Origin of the sequence: Sphingobacterium sp. UBA5789, from assembly GCF_002418355.1 — a bacterium.
GTDB lineage: Bacteria > Bacteroidota > Bacteroidia > Sphingobacteriales > Sphingobacteriaceae > Sphingobacterium.
This window is the reverse complement of record NZ_DIDX01000001.1, coordinates 1,093,949-1,112,321: the sequence shown is the minus strand read 5'-3', so window position 1 is coordinate 1,112,321 and position 18,373 is coordinate 1,093,949. Positions and strand designations below refer to the sequence as shown.

At 41.1% G+C, this 18,373-nt stretch carries 15 protein-coding genes; 7 read left to right on the top strand and 8 right to left on the bottom strand.

The annotated features are described in order from the left end of the window. Positions 1-4 precede the first annotated feature (4 nt). The 7 genes from murD to mraZ are packed head-to-tail and all read right to left on the bottom strand — an operon-like array spanning position 5 to position 8,048. Positions 5-1,378: a UDP-N-acetylmuramoyl-L-alanine--D-glutamate ligase gene (gene murD / locus B4B65_RS04760; RefSeq protein WP_293913849.1), complete on the bottom strand. Its 1,374-nt coding sequence runs from the start codon at positions 1,376-1,378 to the stop codon at positions 5-7. A 3-nt stretch (positions 1,379-1,381) separates the two neighbouring features. Next, complete coding sequence (gene mraY / locus B4B65_RS04755) at positions 1,382-2,626, bottom strand: phospho-N-acetylmuramoyl-pentapeptide-transferase (protein ID WP_003002298.1); 1,245 nt, start codon at positions 2,624-2,626, stop codon at positions 1,382-1,384. A gap of 11 nt (positions 2,627-2,637) precedes the next feature. Beyond that, a complete protein-coding gene (locus B4B65_RS04750) occupies positions 2,638-4,092 on the bottom strand; it encodes a UDP-N-acetylmuramoyl-L-alanyl-D-glutamate--2,6-diaminopimelate ligase (RefSeq protein WP_201678070.1) in 1,455 nt (484 codons plus the stop codon). Positions 4,093-4,099: 7 nt separating this feature from the next. Further along, positions 4,100-6,226 (bottom strand): penicillin-binding protein, encoded by a 2,127-nt coding sequence (locus tag B4B65_RS04745; protein ID WP_201678069.1) that lies wholly within the window; start codon positions 6,224-6,226, stop codon positions 4,100-4,102. 16 nt (positions 6,227-6,242) lie between these two features. After that, positions 6,243-6,653: an FtsL-like putative cell division protein gene (locus B4B65_RS04740; RefSeq protein WP_115169736.1), complete on the bottom strand. Its 411-nt coding sequence runs from the start codon at positions 6,651-6,653 to the stop codon at positions 6,243-6,245. Positions 6,654-6,670: 17 nt separating this feature from the next. Next, positions 6,671-7,582 carry a 16S rRNA (cytosine(1402)-N(4))-methyltransferase RsmH gene (gene rsmH, locus B4B65_RS04735; protein WP_293913842.1) on the bottom strand — a complete coding sequence of 304 codons (912 nt, stop codon included), beginning with the start codon at positions 7,580-7,582 and terminating at the stop codon, positions 6,671-6,673. After that, entirely contained in the window at positions 7,575-8,048 is a 474-nt protein-coding gene (gene mraZ / locus B4B65_RS04730) for a division/cell wall cluster transcriptional repressor MraZ (RefSeq protein ID WP_293913840.1), read from the bottom strand. The genes rsmH and mraZ overlap by 8 nt, the downstream gene beginning before the upstream one ends. A gap of 518 nt (positions 8,049-8,566) precedes the next feature. Between mraZ and aspS the strand changes: the two genes are divergently transcribed. The 4 genes from aspS to B4B65_RS04710 all read left to right on the top strand — a co-directional run bounded on the left by aspS (position 8,567) and on the right by B4B65_RS04710 (position 13,812). Then, the gene (aspS, locus tag B4B65_RS04725) at positions 8,567-10,330 is read left to right on the top strand and encodes an aspartate--tRNA ligase (RefSeq protein WP_293913838.1); all 1,764 of its coding nucleotides are present in this window, start codon (positions 8,567-8,569) and stop codon (positions 10,328-10,330) included. Positions 10,331-10,436: 106 nt separating this feature from the next. Next, positions 10,437-11,834, top strand: coding sequence for a LutB/LldF family L-lactate oxidation iron-sulfur protein (locus B4B65_RS04720; protein WP_293913836.1), 1,398 nt, complete (start codon positions 10,437-10,439; stop codon positions 11,832-11,834). A gap of 111 nt (positions 11,835-11,945) precedes the next feature. Beyond that, complete coding sequence (locus tag B4B65_RS04715) at positions 11,946-12,524, top strand: RNA polymerase sigma factor (protein WP_293913834.1); 579 nt, start codon at positions 11,946-11,948, stop codon at positions 12,522-12,524. Beyond that, positions 12,511-13,812 carry a carboxypeptidase-like regulatory domain-containing protein gene (locus B4B65_RS04710; RefSeq protein ID WP_293913832.1) on the top strand — a complete coding sequence of 434 codons (1,302 nt, stop codon included), beginning with the start codon at positions 12,511-12,513 and terminating at the stop codon, positions 13,810-13,812. Before B4B65_RS04715 ends, B4B65_RS04710 begins: the two co-directional genes overlap by 14 nt. 30 nt (positions 13,813-13,842) lie before the next feature. On the opposite strand, the gene B4B65_RS04705 is transcribed toward B4B65_RS04710, so the two are convergent. Further along, positions 13,843-14,823 (bottom strand): endonuclease/exonuclease/phosphatase family protein, encoded by a 981-nt coding sequence (locus B4B65_RS04705; protein ID WP_293913830.1) that lies wholly within the window; start codon positions 14,821-14,823, stop codon positions 13,843-13,845. A gap of 236 nt (positions 14,824-15,059) precedes the next feature. Here B4B65_RS04705 and B4B65_RS04700 point away from each other — a divergent pair, with 236 nt between their 5' ends. From B4B65_RS04700 to B4B65_RS04690, 3 genes are read left to right on the top strand one after another with little or no spacing between them, the layout of a single operon-like run. Then, positions 15,060-16,238 carry a glycosyltransferase gene (locus tag B4B65_RS04700; RefSeq protein ID WP_293913828.1) on the top strand — a complete coding sequence of 393 codons (1,179 nt, stop codon included), beginning with the start codon at positions 15,060-15,062 and terminating at the stop codon, positions 16,236-16,238. Then, entirely contained in the window at positions 16,238-17,239 is a 1,002-nt protein-coding gene (locus B4B65_RS04695) for a lysylphosphatidylglycerol synthase transmembrane domain-containing protein (protein ID WP_293913826.1), read from the top strand. The genes B4B65_RS04700 and B4B65_RS04695 overlap by 1 nt, the downstream gene beginning before the upstream one ends. Beyond that, positions 17,214-18,365, top strand: a complete 1,152-nt coding sequence (locus tag B4B65_RS04690; protein ID WP_293913824.1) for a glycosyltransferase family 4 protein — start codon at positions 17,214-17,216, stop codon at positions 18,363-18,365. Before B4B65_RS04695 ends, B4B65_RS04690 begins: the two co-directional genes overlap by 26 nt. The last annotated feature ends 8 nt before the right edge of the window (positions 18,366-18,373 follow it).

The window sequence follows — 18,373 nt, the reverse complement described above, 5'->3', positions numbered from 1 at the left end:
CTTTCTACAAAGCCATTACAGCTTCTTTGAATTTGTCTCCACGCTCTTCATAGTTTTTGAACCAGTCAAAACTTGCACAAGCTGGCGATAATAATACGGTATCTCCTTTTTGCGCAATATGTGAAGCAATCTCTACAGCATCTTTCATAGAAGAACTGTTGACGATTACATCTGTATCTTCTTCGAATGATTCATGAATACGTGTATTATCTTTACCTATACATATGATAGCACGAACTTTAGAGCGTACCAGATCACGAAGCATTTCGTAATCATTTCCTTTGTCCACTCCCCCCATGATCAAAACGATCTGTGGTGAAAAGCTTTCTAATGCATACCATACAGAATTGACATTAGTCGCTTTGGAGTCATTGATATAATTCACGCCTCCGATACAAGCCACATGCTCCAACCTATGCGGGATATTAACGTATGAACTCATGCTTTCCTGCATAGAGCGGTTACGTAATTCCTGAACTTTCGCTACTAATCCTGCCGCCATGTTGTTGTACACATTGTGCTTGCCCTGTAATGACAAATCTTCCGTATTCATAATAAATTGCTCTCCTTTAGGGGTGTTGATTATAATATTCTTCTCTTGATCTAAATATGCGCCCGGGTTGATCACCTGTTCCTGTGTCATAGGCCAAATCGTTGCCTTAGTATGGTGTCGTTCCAGTCCTTTTACTGTCTCTTCATCATCCAGACAATAGATGAAATAATCATTTGCTGTCTGGTTGCGGATCATCCTGAATTTGGAATCCACGTAGTTTTCCATTTTATGGTCGTATCGGTCTAAATGATCCGGTGTGATATTAAGGATCACGGCTACATCTGCACGGAACTGATACATATCATCCAGCATAAAACTGGAAATTTCTAATACATAAACATCAAATTGCTCCTGAGCAACCTGAAGGGCAAAGCTGCGGCCAATATTTCCCGCAAGACCTACATTTACCCCTGCTTTCTGCAATATATAGTAGGTCAACATAGTAGTTGTTGACTTGCCGTTTGAACCGGTAATACAATAGAGCTTTGCATCTGTATATTGTGCTGCAAACTCTATCTCCCCGATAACAGGAATTCCTTTTTGTTTTAATGCCACCACCAATGGTGCTGTCTCCGGAATACCAGGACTCTTGACAACAAGGTCTGCATCCAGAATAAGTTCTTCAGAATGACGGCCCGACTCATAAGCAATGCCGGCATTCTCTAACTGCTGCTGATATTTTTCGGCAATGACTCCTTTATCGGAGACCAGCACCTCAAATCCTTTTTGCAGCGCCAATATTGCTGCCCCGACACCGCTTTCACCGGCACCGAGAACAATCAGCTTGCCACTTTGAGGATAATATGTCTGCGCTATATTTGCCATTTTTTATCTCACTTTTAAAGTAACGATTGTCAATATTGCCAATAGAACTCCCACAATTACAAATCGTGTCACGATCTTAGCTTCGTGATACCCTTTCTTCTGATAATGGTGATGCAAAGGAGACATCAGGAAAATCCGGCGTCCCTCTCCATATTTCTTCTTGGTATATTTAAAATATCCCACCTGCATCATCACGGATAGATTCTCTATCAGAAATACACCACACAGTACGGGTATCAATAATTCTTTTCGGATCAGAATAGCAAAAGCAGCAATGATTCCTCCGATCGCCAAACTTCCTGTATCTCCCATAAATACCTGAGCCGGATAAGCATTGTACCAAAGAAATCCTGTACAGGCTCCGATAAATGCTCCTGCGAAAATCACAAGTTCTCCCGAATTGGGGATATACATGATATTCAGATAGTCCGAGAAGATCACGTTACCGGATACGTATGCCAGTATGGCTAGTGTGATACCGATTATAGTAGATGTACCTGCTGCCAGACCATCTATCCCATCTGTAATATTAGCACCATTGGAAACAGCGGTCACAATCACGACTACCATAACCAGAAAAACCATAAAGGTGATCATGTCTCCCCTAAGGCCAAACATGGTCAGTACCTTTGCGTAGTCAAATTCATTGTTCTTATAAAATGGGATGTTTGTCTTGCTGGACTTCACATTCTCCGTATAATATTTCTCACCGGTCTGACTATTAATAGATACTTCCACCGGTTTGAGTGAGCCCGGATGAGCTACCTGCTGACGAACAACTATTTCCGGATGGAAATACATTGTCACTGCTATGAACACGCCTAATCCGACCTGACCAATTACTTTGAACTTCCCTTGTAATCCTTCTTTATTCTTCTTAAAAACCTTAATATAATCGTCCAGAAAACCGATCGCGCCCATCCATAATGTAGTCACGATCATCAGAATGATATAGATGTTATCTATCTTCGCAAACAATAATGTAGGTACCAGTATACCTGCAATGATGATCAGACCGCCCATTGTTGGGGTACCTTGCTTCTTCTTCTCTCCCTCCAGTCCCAAATCACGAATGGTCTCACCGACCTGCTTATTATGCAGTATGCGTATCAATCTGCTACCATATACGGTGGTAATTATCAATGAAAGAATAACCGCCATTGCCGTACGGAATGAGATGTACTGAAACAACCCCGCTCCCGGAATGTGGATATGTTCATTTAACCATGTAAATAAGTAGTATAACATCTCTTCTGGTATTATTCATTAAACGTTTTTTCCAATTCTTCACGATCATCAAAATGATGTTTCACACCATTGATGTCCTGATATTTTTCATGCCCTTTACCTGCGACAAGAACAATGTCGCCTGGCTGAGCAAGATGACATGCTGCACGAATCGCTTCTTTACGATCTGTAATCGAGAATACATTTTTCTTTCTGTCTGCAGGAATGCCCGGCTCCATATCTTTGATAATCTGTACCGGATCTTCGGTGCGTGGATTATCGGAAGTTATAATCACTTTGTCACTCATTTTGGCAGCAACTTCAGCCATCTCCGGACGTTTTGTTTTATCCCGATCGCCTCCGCAGCCCAGCACTGTGATAATCTGCTGTTCTTTTTTGCGTAGATTGTTAATGGTGCTCAACACATTTGCAACCGCATCCGGCGTATGAGCATAGTCCACAATACCAATCACTCCGTTTTTAGATGTGATTGCTTCAAAGCGTCCTTCCGCACCTGTAATCTGGCTAAGGGCAGTCAGGACTTTTACCGTCTCCTGCTCCAGTAAGATTGCAGCTCCATATACTGCCAGAATATTATAAGCATTGAACTCACCAACCAGCTTAACCCACACTTCATGTCCCTCAATATTGAGCAGCATACCATCAAAATGGCTTTCAATAATTTTGGCTTTAAAATCAGCCACACCTTTTAGTCCGTATGTTTTCTTATGCGCAAAAGTATTCTGTAGCATGACAGAACCATTCTTCTCATCTCCATTGGTCAATGCAAATGCGAAGCGATCCAGATCATCAAAAAATTTCTTTTTCGCTTTTATGTAATTATCAAATGTCTTATGAAAATCCAGATGATCGTGTGTGATATTGCTGAAAATACCTCCGGCAAAGCGAAGCCCCGCAATACGCTGCTGTACGACAGCATGCGAACTGACTTCCATAAAACAATAGTCACAGCCTTCATCTACCATTTCCCGGAGCAATGCATTCAATGCTACCGGATCCGGAGTCGTATGTGTGGCAGGAATAATACGGTCTCCGATCTGATTCTGAACGGTAGAAAGCAAGCCTACATGATACCCAAGAGCTGTAAACAGATTGAACAGTAATGTTGCAATCGTGGTCTTACCATTTGTACCTGTCACCCCGACCAGCTTCAATTCACGTGAAGGATTTCCGTAGAAATTACCGGCAGCAATACCCAATGCATAAGCGGTATCTGCAACCATCATATAAGTAACCCCTTCGTTCTTTTCCTCCGGCATCTCTTCCACCATAATGAGAGTACAACCTTGCTGAATAGCCTTTTCGATAAACAAATGTCCGTCTGTATGCACGCCACGAACAGCAACAAAAAGACTACCCTCATTCGCCTGACGGGAATCAAAACATAATGAAGTCACCTCAACATCCAGCTGACCCACCACTTCCTGTACCGGAATAGCATGCAATATGTCTTTTAGTTTTATCATTATCTTTTTAATTCAATACAATTGCTACCTGTGTTCCAAACTTCAACTTTGAACCGGGAATAAGTGATTGTTCAATAACTTTTCCCTTTCCCGATACATATGTTTTAAATCCTGCATTCTCCATGGTATACATGGCATCAATCAGCCCCATTCCTTTTACATCCGGCACTACACCTTCTTTGACTCTCACATCTACAAAAGGAACTCCGCGACTCGAAGTATCAACGACACCCTGTGCTACGGCATTCCAGTCGAAAGAGCGTATACCTAAAGCTTCATAGACTTTCATCGATGCTTCCCTTGATCCTTTTAACGTCAACGGCGTCTTACCTCCGGCCGGATTTACCTTGCGGGAGCTAAATGTTCCATGCATAGACAAATCATTGGCAAAGACCATATCCGCAAGTTCCTTAAATACCGGACCTGCAGTAGATGCTCCGTAATATCCCTTTCTGGGATTACGTATCACGACAATCATCGAGTACTTCGGATTTTCCGCAGGAAAATATCCGGCAAACGAAGATTGATACTTCCGTTGTCTGTATCCGCGCGCTCCATCAGCGATCTGTGCTGTACCTGTTTTACCAGCGGAGGTATACAGCGGATTACGAAGAGTTTTACCTGTCCCCTCTATCATTGTGCCTTCCATCATTCCCCTTATTTCGGAAAGGGCATGTTCTGAAGCAATTTTATCTTTGATAACACGTGCCTGAAAATGTTCGACAGTATTCCCCAGATGCCTGATTTCTTTTACGAATACAGGCGCTATCATTTTTCCGTCATTTGCTACTGCATTATACAGTGTCAATGTCTGAAGCGGAGTCATGAGCAATTCATAGCCATAAGCCATCTGTACTAAAGAGAGCTTACTCCAGGACTTCGCCTTAGGTGTCTTAATCTTGGGTTCTCCTTCTCCAGGAATCTGCAATTGCAGTGCTTTACCCAATCCCATGCTGTACAGCTTGTCTGTAAACTTTGACGGATCATCTTTATAATGTGTGTTGACCAACTTGGTAATCGCCACATTTGAAGACTGTTCGAAAGCGTATTTTGCAGACATAATAGATTTCCGGGGTGCATGCGAATCTTTTATCGTATGTCCCGGCACCTTATAAGTTCCATTACCTACATCGACTGTTGTCGAAGAATCTATTTTTCCGTCATCAATCAATGCCAGATACGAAGCCAGTTTGAATGTAGATCCCGGTTCAGCAGAAAGTGCAATCGCATAGTTAAATTTCTCCCTGAATACCCCTTCTTCATCTCTTGTGAAATTGGCTACAGCCCTTACCTCTCCTGTCTTCACCTCCATCAGAATCACACAACCGTTATCTGCATCTACAATCTGCAATTGTTTCTCCAGCGCCCGCTGAGCCATATCCTGCATATTGACATCTATCGTCGAAATAATATCAGAACCGTCTACCGGAGCCACCTCCATATTACGGTTGATCGGCACCCATACACCACCGGCAATACGCTGTACTAATCTTTTACCACTTTTACCGTCGATGTAGTGTCCATATGCACCTTCCAGCCCCACTCGCACTGTGTCAATTCCCTTTGTGTTTTTGTAACCGATGGTACGTGCTGCCAGATTGGTAAAAGGAAGAATCCTTTTATTATGCCGCTCCACAATCAGGCCACCGGAATATTTATCTTTATCGACCTTAAAGGATTTGAACAATGGAAAATCCTTTACTTTTTTCAGATCCTGATGCGTTACTTCACGCATGATCATCACATACCTTTGTTTTTTACTTCTCGCCTGCTTAAGCAATCCCAAATACTGTCTTGCAGATCTGTCTTTGAAAAAACCAGCCAGCTTATACGCCAGAGAGTCTACTTTAGAATTAAAAATATCTTCTTCCTCTTCCGGAATAGCCATTGCATCAAAACGCAAATCATACTCAGGAATAGAAGTTGCCAGAATACTACCGTCATTTGAATAAATATTCCCTCTCGCAGCCTCTACCTCTCGCTCCTGTATGGTCAAACTATCTGAAATTTCTCTCCACTTACCCCCGTCTACATATTGAAGATGCACCAGTTTTGCAAAAACAACCAGCGCCCCCAATACCATCAGGCCGAATGCGAGATACACTCTTAGAAGTATGGATTTTCTAATATTCATGCCTGGTTACTTTATTTTATTTTTTGTCTTCTTTTACAACTTCAATTTTAATTGGCGGCTCCTTTCGCTCTTTTAGTCCCAATGTATCTGCCCGTTTTGCTATTTCAGACTGAGTGGTTCTCTTCATCAACTCTGCAGAGAGCGATTTATAATCCCAACTCAACTCTTTAACTTCCTTGCTCAACCGGTCTATCTGCCGAACTGTCCGCTCCGCAAGGTGCCGGTTAGAAATATACAAAAGCGCCAAAAGAGCGATAAAAGCTACAAAAGGAAGATTCTTTACAACGGAATAGGTCGTTATCTTTTGCGGAGAAAAGACCGATTTAATAAAATGCTTGGTCTCTTCCGCCTTCTCTTCTACCGTATCCTGAAGTTCTTCCTGAACTTCTTCACTTAACTCTTTTTGCTTTATTGTATTTCTCTTCATGCCGATCTCCCACGAACTTATAGCTCCTTTTTCTCGGCAACCCGTAGTTTTGCACTACGAGACCTGTTATTTGTACTCAATTCTGCTTCAGATGCTGTAATCGCCTTACGCGTAATCACCTGAAAAGGCTTTATTTCATTTCCAAAAAAATCCTTCTCCACTTCCCCCTTAAATTTACCTTTAGCCATAAAATTCTTGACAAGACGGTCTTCAAGAGAATGGTAAGACATCACCACAAGCTTTCCGAAAGGCTTTAACGTGGAAACAGTCTGCAACAAAAATTCCTGCAAAGCTTCCAACTCCTTATTCACCTCTATCCGCAACGCCTGAAACACCTGCGCATGGTATTTATGTTCTTTACCTTTTGGAACTAACTTCCGGATTACCTCTTTAAGCCCTGCAACAGTCTCTATCGGAGCACTCAATCTCGTTGTCACCACCGTTTTTGCAAGTGATTTAGCATTCATGATTTCTCCGTACATTCCGAATATGCGATGCAAATCCTCTTCAGCATAGGTATTAAGAACTTTTTTAGCATCCAGATCAGATACCTGATCCATACGCATATCCAGATCCGCATCAAAGCGAATGGAAAATCCTCTGTCGGCAGCATCAAACTGATGCGAGGAAACACCCAAATCTGCTAAAATGCCGTCAACCTCTTTGACTCCGTTCAAGCGGAGATTATTTTTCAAAAACCTGAAGTTTTGATGAATTAAAGTAAATCGTTCATCTGCAATGGTATTTTCCAAAGCGTCGGGATCCTGATCAAAAGCGAACAATCGCCCTTTAGGCCCCAGATGTTTCAATATCTCACGGGAATGCCCCCCACCACCAAATGTCACATCGACATATACACCATCAGGCTTGATGGATAATGCATCAATGCATTCTTTCAGCATTACCGGAACATGGTAAACATTACTCATTCATTAATCCTCCAAAATCCATTCCGCCCATCACCTCTTCTGCCAACGTAGCAAAATCATCACCTAAACCATCATTCATCAATGCTTCGTACCCTTCCTTCGACCAAACCTCTATTTTGTTAAACTGACAGGCAAGCACAACTTCAGCGCCGATGTTTGCATATTCCAACAATCCTTTTGGTAAAAGTACACGACCAGAAGCATCCAGTGTCAACTCTGTAGCACCACGCGTAAAAGCACGGACAAACATCCTGCTCTTCTCGTTAAACTGATTCAATTTTGACAACTTAGCTGTGATAGTATTCCACTCTTCACGTGTATAGAAAACCAAATGTTTCTCGAATCCTCGGTTCACAACAAGCCCGTCACGCTCCACATGCGGCAACTGCCGCTTGAGCGCTGCCGGCAACACCATTCTTCCTTTGGTGTCAAGCTTGCATTCAAATTCTCCGATTAAATGATTCATTTAGCTAACTATCCTATTCTAATTTGATGTAAAAGTATACACTTTCCCCCACTTTCCCCCACAATATACCACAAAAAAGTTTTCCACATCGAAAAATCGCTACAAACCCAGTTAAAAAACACAACCCTTAAAAACATAAAAACTTACTTTACAACTATTTAAATCAAATTTTTGAACTAAAATAAATTTTGGTTCAGCATTAAAAAAGAATCTACATTTTTTGAAATTATTTCACTTTTTAGCTTGAAAAAGAAGTAAAAAAGGACTGATTTTACTAAAAAACTAAAAGCAAGTGGGGTAAAGTGGAGCATTTTTCAGGCATTCTGCAACAGCTTCTATTTTCTTTGGTTTTTGTACAAAAACAGCTCCTCTCTCTTCTGATTCTAGATACAAAAAACAACTATCCTGCTAGTAAAGTGATCTAATATTTCTTTCAGAATTTTGATTTAATATCCGGTCTAAGATTCGTTATTCTCCTTGGAAACAGATATTTTTGCAGGATAAATATTTTAGTCGAAATGCACAGAACACATACCTGCGGAGAGCTTAGGATTTCAGATCTTGGCAAGTCCGTAACTTTAAGTGGTTGGGTACAAAAGTCGCGCGATCTGGGAGGAATGACCTTTATCGATGTCCGCGACAGATATGGAATTACACAGTTGACTTTTAACGCAGATGACAACGAGCAGCTGCGCGCTTCTGCACGTGAATTAGGGCGTGAATACGTAATAAAAGTAGAAGGACAGGTTATTGAACGGTCAAGTAAAAACTCAAAAATCCCGACCGGAGATATTGAGATCAAGGTTTCTTCTTTAGAAATACTGAATGCTTCCAAACTGCCTCCTTTTACTATTGAAGATGAAACGGACGGTGGCGATGATCTGCGTATGAAATTCAGATATCTGGATCTGCGCCGTAATCCTGTAAGACAAAATCTTATTCTTCGCCACAAACTGGCGCAGGAAATCCGCAGATATCTTGATGAGCAGAATTTTCTGGAGGTGGAAACACCTGTTCTGATTAAGTCAACTCCAGAAGGAGCCCGCGATTTCGTGGTTCCAAGCCGTATGAATGCAGGAGAATTCTATGCGTTGCCGCAATCTCCACAGACTTTCAAGCAGTTATTGATGGTATCCGGATTTGACCGTTATTTTCAGATTGTCAAGTGTTTTCGTGATGAAGATTTACGTGCAGACAGACAACCTGAGTTTACGCAGATTGACTGTGAAATGTCCTTTGTAGAACAGGAGGATATTCTGAATATGTTTGAAGGATTGGCTAAACACTTGTTCAAAACTGTAAAAGGATTTGAGCTAGGTTCAGTACCCCGTATGACTTATGCCGATGCTATGCGTCTTTATGGTTCTGACAAACCAGACACCCGTTTCGGAATGCAATTCGTTGAATTGAATGAGCTTACAAAAGGAAAAGGTTTCCCTGTATTTGATCAGGCTGAACTGGTTGTCGGCATCAATGCAAATGGCTGTGCAGGTTACACCCGTAAACAACTGGATGCACTGACGGACTATGTAAAACGTCCGCAGGTAGGAGCAACAGGTCTTGTATATGCCCGTTATAATGAAGACGGAACCCTCAAATCATCTGTAGATAAATTTTATACAGAGGAGCAGCTTAAAGAATGGGCTGTTGCGTTTGACGGTAAACCCGGCGATTTATTTTTGATAATGGCAGGTCCTACAGATAAAGTACGCAAACAACTGAATGAGCTTCGGTTGGAAGTGGGTAATCAGCTCGGTCTTCGTGACAAAAATAAATTTGCACCTCTTTGGGTATTAGATTTCCCGTTACTGGAATGGGATGAAGAATCGGGTCGTTATCACGCTATGCACCATCCGTTTACCTCTCCAAAACCGGAAGATATCCCATTACTGGACACGAATCCGGGAGAAGTAAGAGCAAATGCTTACGATTTTGTCCTTAATGGCAGCGAAATTGGAGGTGGGTCTATTCGTATTCATGACAAAGAATTGCAATCGCTTATGTTCAAGCACCTTGGTTTTTCTCCTGAGGATGCACAGAAACAATTCGGTTTCTTAATGGAAGCATTTACCTACGGAGCACCTCCACATGGCGGATTGGCCTTTGGATTTGACCGTATGGTGTCTGTATTTGCAGGTCTGGATACCATCCGTGATGTCATTGCTTTCCCTAAGAACAATTCGGGAAGAGATGTGATGATCGACGCTCCTGCAACTATAGATCAGGCGCAGCTGGATGAACTGAATCTGGCTTTGAATCTTAAGTCTTCAGAGAAGAATTAACATTATTCCGCAAAATAGATTTCAACAATTAACGTTATATTTATAAAGTTGGTAATTCATTACCAACTTTTTTACTTTTGTAATAGCATAAATCCAAAACTAATCCATGTCTGATACAATCGCTGATAAATTCCTTAAAGAAAGCTCGACAAAATCTTTTGACCAAAAACATCGGGACATTATCAATACCAATATTGATAAGTACAATGTTGCTTTTGAAAAAGGGAAAAGTAAGTTTTTTGATCTGGAAAATTCCAAAACCAAAGCGAACCTGATCAAATGGAAGGTGATGGAGAATCTGGATAAATTACTTCCTGAATTTGAAGCAAACTTTACTTCCAGAGGAGGTAAAGTAATCTGGGCCAATGATGCTCAGGAAGCTCGGGAAGAAATCTGGAAGATTATGGAACAGCATGGCGCAAAGAGTGTCATCAAATCCAAATCTATGGCTACGGAAGAAATTGAACTTAATCATTTTCTTGCAGAAAAAGGTATAGAAGCTGTTGAAAGTGATCTGGGTGAATTCATTATCCAGCTGTTAGGACAAAAGCCTTACCATATCGTTACCCCGGCCATGCACCTGAGCCTGGAAGATATTGCAAAACTGTTTCACGAAAAATTTGACACGCCACTTACTGCTACAGCAGAGGAATTGACAATGAAAGCCCGTGAATTGTTGCGGGACAAATATACTTCCGCTTCAATAGGCATCTCCGGCGCTAATTTTCTGGTAGCGGATACGGGAAGTATAGCTATTACGGAAAATGAAGGAAATGCCCGACTGACCACTACATTTCCGAATATTCACATTGCGCTGGTCGGGATAGAGAAGATTATTCCCAGTATGCTGGATCTGGATCTTTTCTGGCCTTTATTATCCACACACGGAACAGGGCAGAATCTGACCGTATATAATACCATTCTGAATGGTCCCCGTCAGGAAAATGAAAGCGATGGTCCGGAAAAGATGTATGTCATCCTGCTGGACAATGGCCGTACCAATCTGCTTGCAGAGAAAGATCAGCGCCAGGGTTTATATTGTATACGATGCGGTGCATGCCTGAATGTATGCCCTATTTACCAAAATATCGGTGGACATACCTACGACACGACGTATTCCGGACCTATAGGCTCACTTATATCGCCGCATCTCAGCGGAATGAAAGAATTCAAGCACCTGAGCTATGCTTCCAGCTTATGCGGAAAGTGTACAGAAGTGTGTCCTGTAGGTATTGATATCCAGAAGCAACTGTTGTTGAATCGCAGAGATTCTGTACAGGAAAAACTGGCTACTCCAATGGAACAACGGGCCTGGAAAGGATTTACCTATTTTATTAAAAAAAGAAAACTCATTGATCTTTTTGGTGGTAAATTTAAAAATTTCATCCTCCGTAATTTCTTTAAAAAAGCATGGGGCAATAACAGAGAATTACCGCATCTGGCAGATAAATCATTTGCACAGCAATGGAAAGAACAGCAAAAGGAATTGAATAAGGATAAGTAGAAAAAGGATACTTAAACGGAACTTTTCTATATTTGAAGACATTCTATTTCAATTATCCCGGCAATTTTAATTTCCATTAACAAGAAAAATAATCTATTTTTCGGGTATCAAATGAATTATTCTGCTCCATCATATCCTACCGAACCAAGTGACGAACAGCTTTTGTTGCTGTATCGTGATACCGGCGATCTGAATTACCTCGGAAAGCTATATCAAAGTCATTCGGAAATGGTTTACTTCGTATGCTTGCGCTACTTGCAGGACAGCGAACGGAGTAAAGATGCGGTCATGAATATTTTCGAAGAGCTGATCAGCAAAGTAAATAAGCAGGAAATTCATTCTTTCGGAAAGTGGCTCTACGTGCTCTCCCGCAATCATTGTCTGATGCAATTAAGGTCTGCAAAAAATAAACAACAAATTTCTATTGACGAATTTGTGGAATTTCCAGGGTCTCTGCATCCGGATGATGATCATGAAGATAAAGAGCAAAAATTGACTTCGTTAGAGCATTGTCTGGAAAAACTACCGGAGAAACAAAAGAAGAGCATAGATTTATTTTTCCTTAATGAAAAATGCTATAATGAAGTCTCTGAAATAACAGGATATAGCCTCAAAGAGGTGAAAAGCTATATTCAGAATGGGAAAAGGAATTTGAAAAATTGTATGGAGGGAACCCATGAACAGGAATAGACCGGATTTGGAGTATATTCGTCGCTACCACAATGGAGAGCTTTCTCCACGTGAAATGTACGAATTGGAACGACAGGCACAGGACGACCCCATGCTTATGGATATTATTATGGGTGTAGAGTTTAGTGACAAGGAGCAGGTAAGCAAAGATCTCTCCGATATCAAAAAGCGAATTACCCAACGGGTATCTGAAAATACAATAAAACAAATGCCCGTATGGAGAAAATGGGCTGTTGCGGCTTCTGTACTTTTTCTCTTGTCGATAGGCGCATTACTGATGATCAATCAGCAGCCCGCAAATAAAGAAATCGCAAGTACCACCCTGCCCGAGCTTTCATCTCCAGTTACTCAGGATTCAGGAACAGATGCAGATGTAACGGATAATACATCAAAACAGGCTTCTCCTACTCCTTCTGCTACACAAACAGATCGTCTGGCTAATGTAATTACGAAAAAGAAGCAACCAGCAGAAGATATTGTAACGCAATCCGAGCAATCAGATATCAGTGATGAAAAATCAACTCTGGCTGCTGTACAGCCAAAATCTCCTGGAGTCAGAGTACATATTTCGGAGTCTTTAGCCAAAGATTCTACATTAGTTCTGAGAGGATTATCAGACGACAAACTCGCTGTCAACTCTCCGAAGGAAGAACTATCAAGAGCTCTTGCCGGAAAAGTCGCTGGCGTCCGCATACGGGGAATGGCCAGCAATTCCACGGTGAATAATGTCATCAGTGGACAGGTGATGGATAAATCGACAAATTTACCGTTGGAAGGCGCAATTTTAAAGATAAAAAACACGGATCTGACAGCAGTAACCGATTCAGCCGGACAGTTTCAACTCTTGTCAAGTGGTTCAAATACACAGGTAGAAGTACAGGCTATTGGATATGAAACACAGCAGGTTCCATCTAATCAGCTGGCCAATAATCAGGTTAAACTAAGTCCTGCACATGCAGGATTAGAAGAAGTCGTAGTAACAGACTATGCCAGCAAGAAGAAATCTGTAAAACAGATAACAGGACCTGAAGGCGGATGGAAAGCTTTTGAAAAATACATCAAAAAAGAAATCAGACGAATCGGAACATCTGCTAAAGGAAAAGTAGAGTTATCTTTCATAATCGACCCGAATGGAAAACCATCACATATTCAGGTGATATTGGGAATTGACAAAGTAACGGATCAGCAGGCTGTCCGTATGCTGGAGAACGGGCCAAAATGGAAGACCGGAGAAGATCAGCAGGAAAATAATACAACCTTCGTCACCATAAATTTTAACGGAGAATAAAAAGCCGGTACATTTTCCGGCAAACTGCCTCTACTGACATAGTTCCCATGAAAAAGACAAACTTACTGCACAATGGTCAGAAAGAGGCGCTCCCGACTTGTCTGTAAACAGCCTGTTTTCAATCGCATAGCTTTCAGGAATAAAATGCAGGTCTGCACTGTTACGAAACATGATCTTATCTATAGATTCTCTGTCCTTTCGAATAGCCAATATATCACCTGCTGAATACCTAGGATCAATATGCGGTATCATACCTTTATTTTCCAGATAAACCCAGGTGTCTATCATTTTGGTTTCTTTTATAAAATTGCGGACATTATCCAGTTCGAAGCTGTAATGCGCATTAAAGTCTCCCATTAACAGTACGGCTTTATCTTTAGAATGTTCTTTTATAAAAGAGCCTAACTGATCCATATTTTTACCGCGGGCAACTGCTGCATCCGGCGTATCCTGTGCATTAGCATGGATATTATACAGATCTACAAATACATCTTTTGCCAACTGTAAACTGACTACACTAAATCCCTTGGGCGTGAGACAATCTGCTCCGGTACAATCTTTCCATCGGATACGCTGAATATCTGAAATCGGATATTTTGATAATGTATTAAGCCCGTCACTAAAAGGTACTTTGCCCATTGTCTCCGTTCGGAAAGGGTGTTCATTTCCATTACTGTACAGTTCCCTGTTGTAATTAAAATCTTCCTGCACATTGACCACATCATACCTGTTTATTTTCATTCCGATATCTGCAATACTGCTTGCACGCGGAGTCACAGCACTCGAGATTGGCTCCGGTAATCCGGCAATATTATACGTCAAAACTGAAAAACTTCCGGTGTTTGAAGCCGGAAGTTCCAATATTGATGCGGTAGCAACCTTATCACCTCGATTGAAGTTTAACGTTATCCGTGAGGTGCGAATCATATTCCATCCGAGGAAAGAAAGTGATATCGGAATCAATAAGTAGATCCATCGTTTCTTTGGCAATTTGGGATATTGTAGGTACATCGTTCCTTAGTTTTGTCCTGTTAAAATTAGGCAAGCAGTATAACCTATACCCTAATTATTTATTAAACTTTTATTTCTAAAACTTATCAAAACCTCAACTTATCAACTGAAAGACAACACGTTAATAACAATACAATGATGATTAATTAAAGATAACCAAACAAACAGATAACCGGAACTTAACAATTAAGCCACATCCGTTTGTTAGTATTGAAATACTACTAAAAGTATAAAATATGATTAAAGTGGCTTTCTTTGCCGAGATGATGATTGAAGACTTTGACGGAGCTTCCCGCACGATGTTTCAACTGATCAACAGGATCGATTCTACAAAATTTGAGTTTCTGTTTATCTACGGAAATGGTCCCGAACAGATCGATGACCATCTGTCTCTGCGCATTCCCTATTTCCATATCCCATTCAACAGAAACTATACAATGGCTGTACCGGCTATTGCAAAAAAGATGCTGAAACAGCAGCTCAAGGAATTTGATCCGGATGTCATCCATATCGCCACGCCGTCTATGTTAGGCAGCTTCGCCTTAAAGTATGCTGAAAAACACAATATACCTACCCTGACTATTTACCACACACATTTTATCAGCTACATAGATTATTACCTCAAGAATACACCTTTCCTGATCAAACCCACCAAAAAAGAGTTTATCAAACAGACCGTGAGGTTTTATAATAAATGTACAAAAGTATATGTACCCTCTGTATCGATATCCAAAGAGCTGAAGCATTTGGGAATACAACCGGATAAGTTAACGCTTTGGCAGCGCGGGATTGATACGGAACTTTTTTCGCCTAAGAAAAAAGATAATAACTACCTTCGAAAAGTAACAAAAAACAAGAAACAGAACATCTTATTTGCCAGCCGGCTGGAATGGGAGAAGAATCTTGTCACACTAATCGACATCTACCATAAGTGTAAAGAAAGAGATATAGACTGCAACTTTATTATAGCCGGAGACGGCACTGCGAAAGCTGCATGTATGGAACAAATGCCGGATGCCTATTTTTTAGGTAAATTATCACATAAGGAGCTGGCCATTTGTTATGCCTCTTCGACTTTATTTCTCTTTCCTTCGATCACTGAAACATACGGAAATGTTGTAATAGAAGCAATGGCCTCGGGACTCCCCTGCGTTATTTCAAATGACGGAGGAAGTGCTGATTTTATTATTGACGGGGAGAATGGTTTCAAATGTAATGCGGAACAGGCAGAAGATTACGTTGACAAAATACAGCTTCTGTTATCAGATAAGAATCTACGTAAAAAGTTCAAAAAAGCTGGATTAAAATACAGCAAACAACATAATTGGCAGCATCTTTCTGAAATTTACTTCAGAGATATCAGTGATTTTGCAGATATGACGATATCTTCTCAAACGGCTTACCAGTTTGCATAATGACTGCAAAAGTTTTTAAAATCCTTGGAATTATAATTGTCGTCGGCTGTCTGGTTCTTTTTTTAGTACAGACAGATTTTAAGATGCTGGCGAACACCTTAAATCAGGTGGGGTACCGGTTTATCATCTTGATTTTGATAACTGGAATAGCTTATATTCTGGGAACTGTTGGCTGGTATTATTGTATGGCACCATCTGGTCAACGGATTTCACTGTGGAGACTGTTTTTTGTTAGACAGGTTGGGGAGACAATCGGACTTTTTAATCCCACTAATGTTATAGGAGGAGATCTTTTTAAGGTACATATGCTTCGAAGCGAAAATCTTTCTAAAGATGAGGTCACACATTCTGTTTTTTTATCCCGTGTCATGGCCATTCTGTCACAGCTGTTTCTTTTGGCGGCCGTACTTTGCTGGTATAGTCTGAACCTCATGCAAAATAACGGAGCTACGGTAATCTATATGGCAGGTCTGATCCTGACTGTACTTATTCTCGGTGGGATTGTATCCTCTCTGCTATATATTACAAAAAAAAGATCTTCCGGAACGCTAACCGCAGAACCTGTCGCAAAATTGAGCTTTTGGTTGAAGATTAAATCCCGCATTACCCATACGCTGCACCAGACTTCTGTATTTTATCAACTTTATCCCGCTTACTTTTGGTATTCCTTTTTCTGTTTCACCCTACACTGGATCGTTGGTTCACTGGAGTTCTATGTCATTCTTAGATTATTAGGGGCAAATGTATCTCCTATGGACGGACTGTTTATCGATATGGGTGTTATTATTGTGAAAAGTCTGGGGGCTTTTATTCCAGGGCAGATTGGCATAGAAGAACTTGGAAATAAAATTATGTTATCCGGTATCGGACTTACGGGCATAGCCGTATGGATAAGTGCCAGTGTCCTGCGCCGTGCAAGACAACTGGTATGGACATTTATTTCACTTATCTGCTATTTCCTATTTTATAAATTCAATGGAAGTCTTATTCGTCAGTCATAAATATCCGCCCAGTACAGGGGGCATGCAAAAGCAAAGTTACGAACTGATCACAGGCATGTACAGACATTGCACCGTTCACCAGATTGTTTTTAAAGGGGACGAACATATCCTTCATTTTTTTCTGATGCTGCAGCGAAGAATTTTACAGAAATGCCAGGAGCACCCGGCTATTTCTGTTATACATTTTAATGATGGATTACTAGCCGCCTTCTGTCTGTTTCACCGCAAATATCCGTTTCTGAAAAAATCATTGACCTTACACGGATTAGATGTAGTCTTTCCAAATAAACTGTTCCAGAAGAAAATATTACCAAAATTCAACCGCTACCATCAGTTTATAGCTGTGAGCGAAGCAACTGCCACAGCCGCAATAAACCGGGGATTGGATCCCAAGAAAATGATTGTGATTGCTAACGGAGTAGATGACCGGACGCCTGCAGCTCCTGTACAACAGGCGGACTCCGGAACAACAACGCTGCCTACCTATATAATCGCACTTGGACGTCCGGTCAAAAGAAAAGGATTTTCATGGTTTATCAAAGAGGTACTCCCGCACCTGCATCAATCCATTGAACTCATCATAGTTGGTCCGTTTCAAAAAAAGAAACCATTTTTAGAAAGTCTACTGGCTGTATTTCCAAAAAACCTGAGTGAACAGATTTTATTATTTCTAGGGTATCCTTCTGATGAAAGTACCATCCGTAAACTTTCTTTGGAAAGTAACAGTACCAAGAGATTCCGGCACCTCGGCAAGCTCCCTTCTGAAGAATTAAAACAGTACCTTAACCGTTCTCTGGCTTTTGTCATGCCGAATATTCCGGTAGTAGGAGATATGGAAGGCTTCGGACTGGTCTGTCTGGAAGCCTGTCAGGCCGGTACTCTGGTAATAGCCGCAGATATTGATGGTATACCTCAGGCGATACAGCATCAGAAAAATGGTTTGTTATTATCTCCTCAGGATGCTGATGCGTGGATTCAACTGATCAACTCCCTTCATCATAATCCAAAAAAGCGAGATCAGATGATCCCGCCTTTTCAGACTTTTACATCCCAAAATTATGGATGGGATATTATGGTACAACATTATTTTAAAGCCTTTCAGTCTCTTGATTCAGCAAGTAATTAATCTGTATC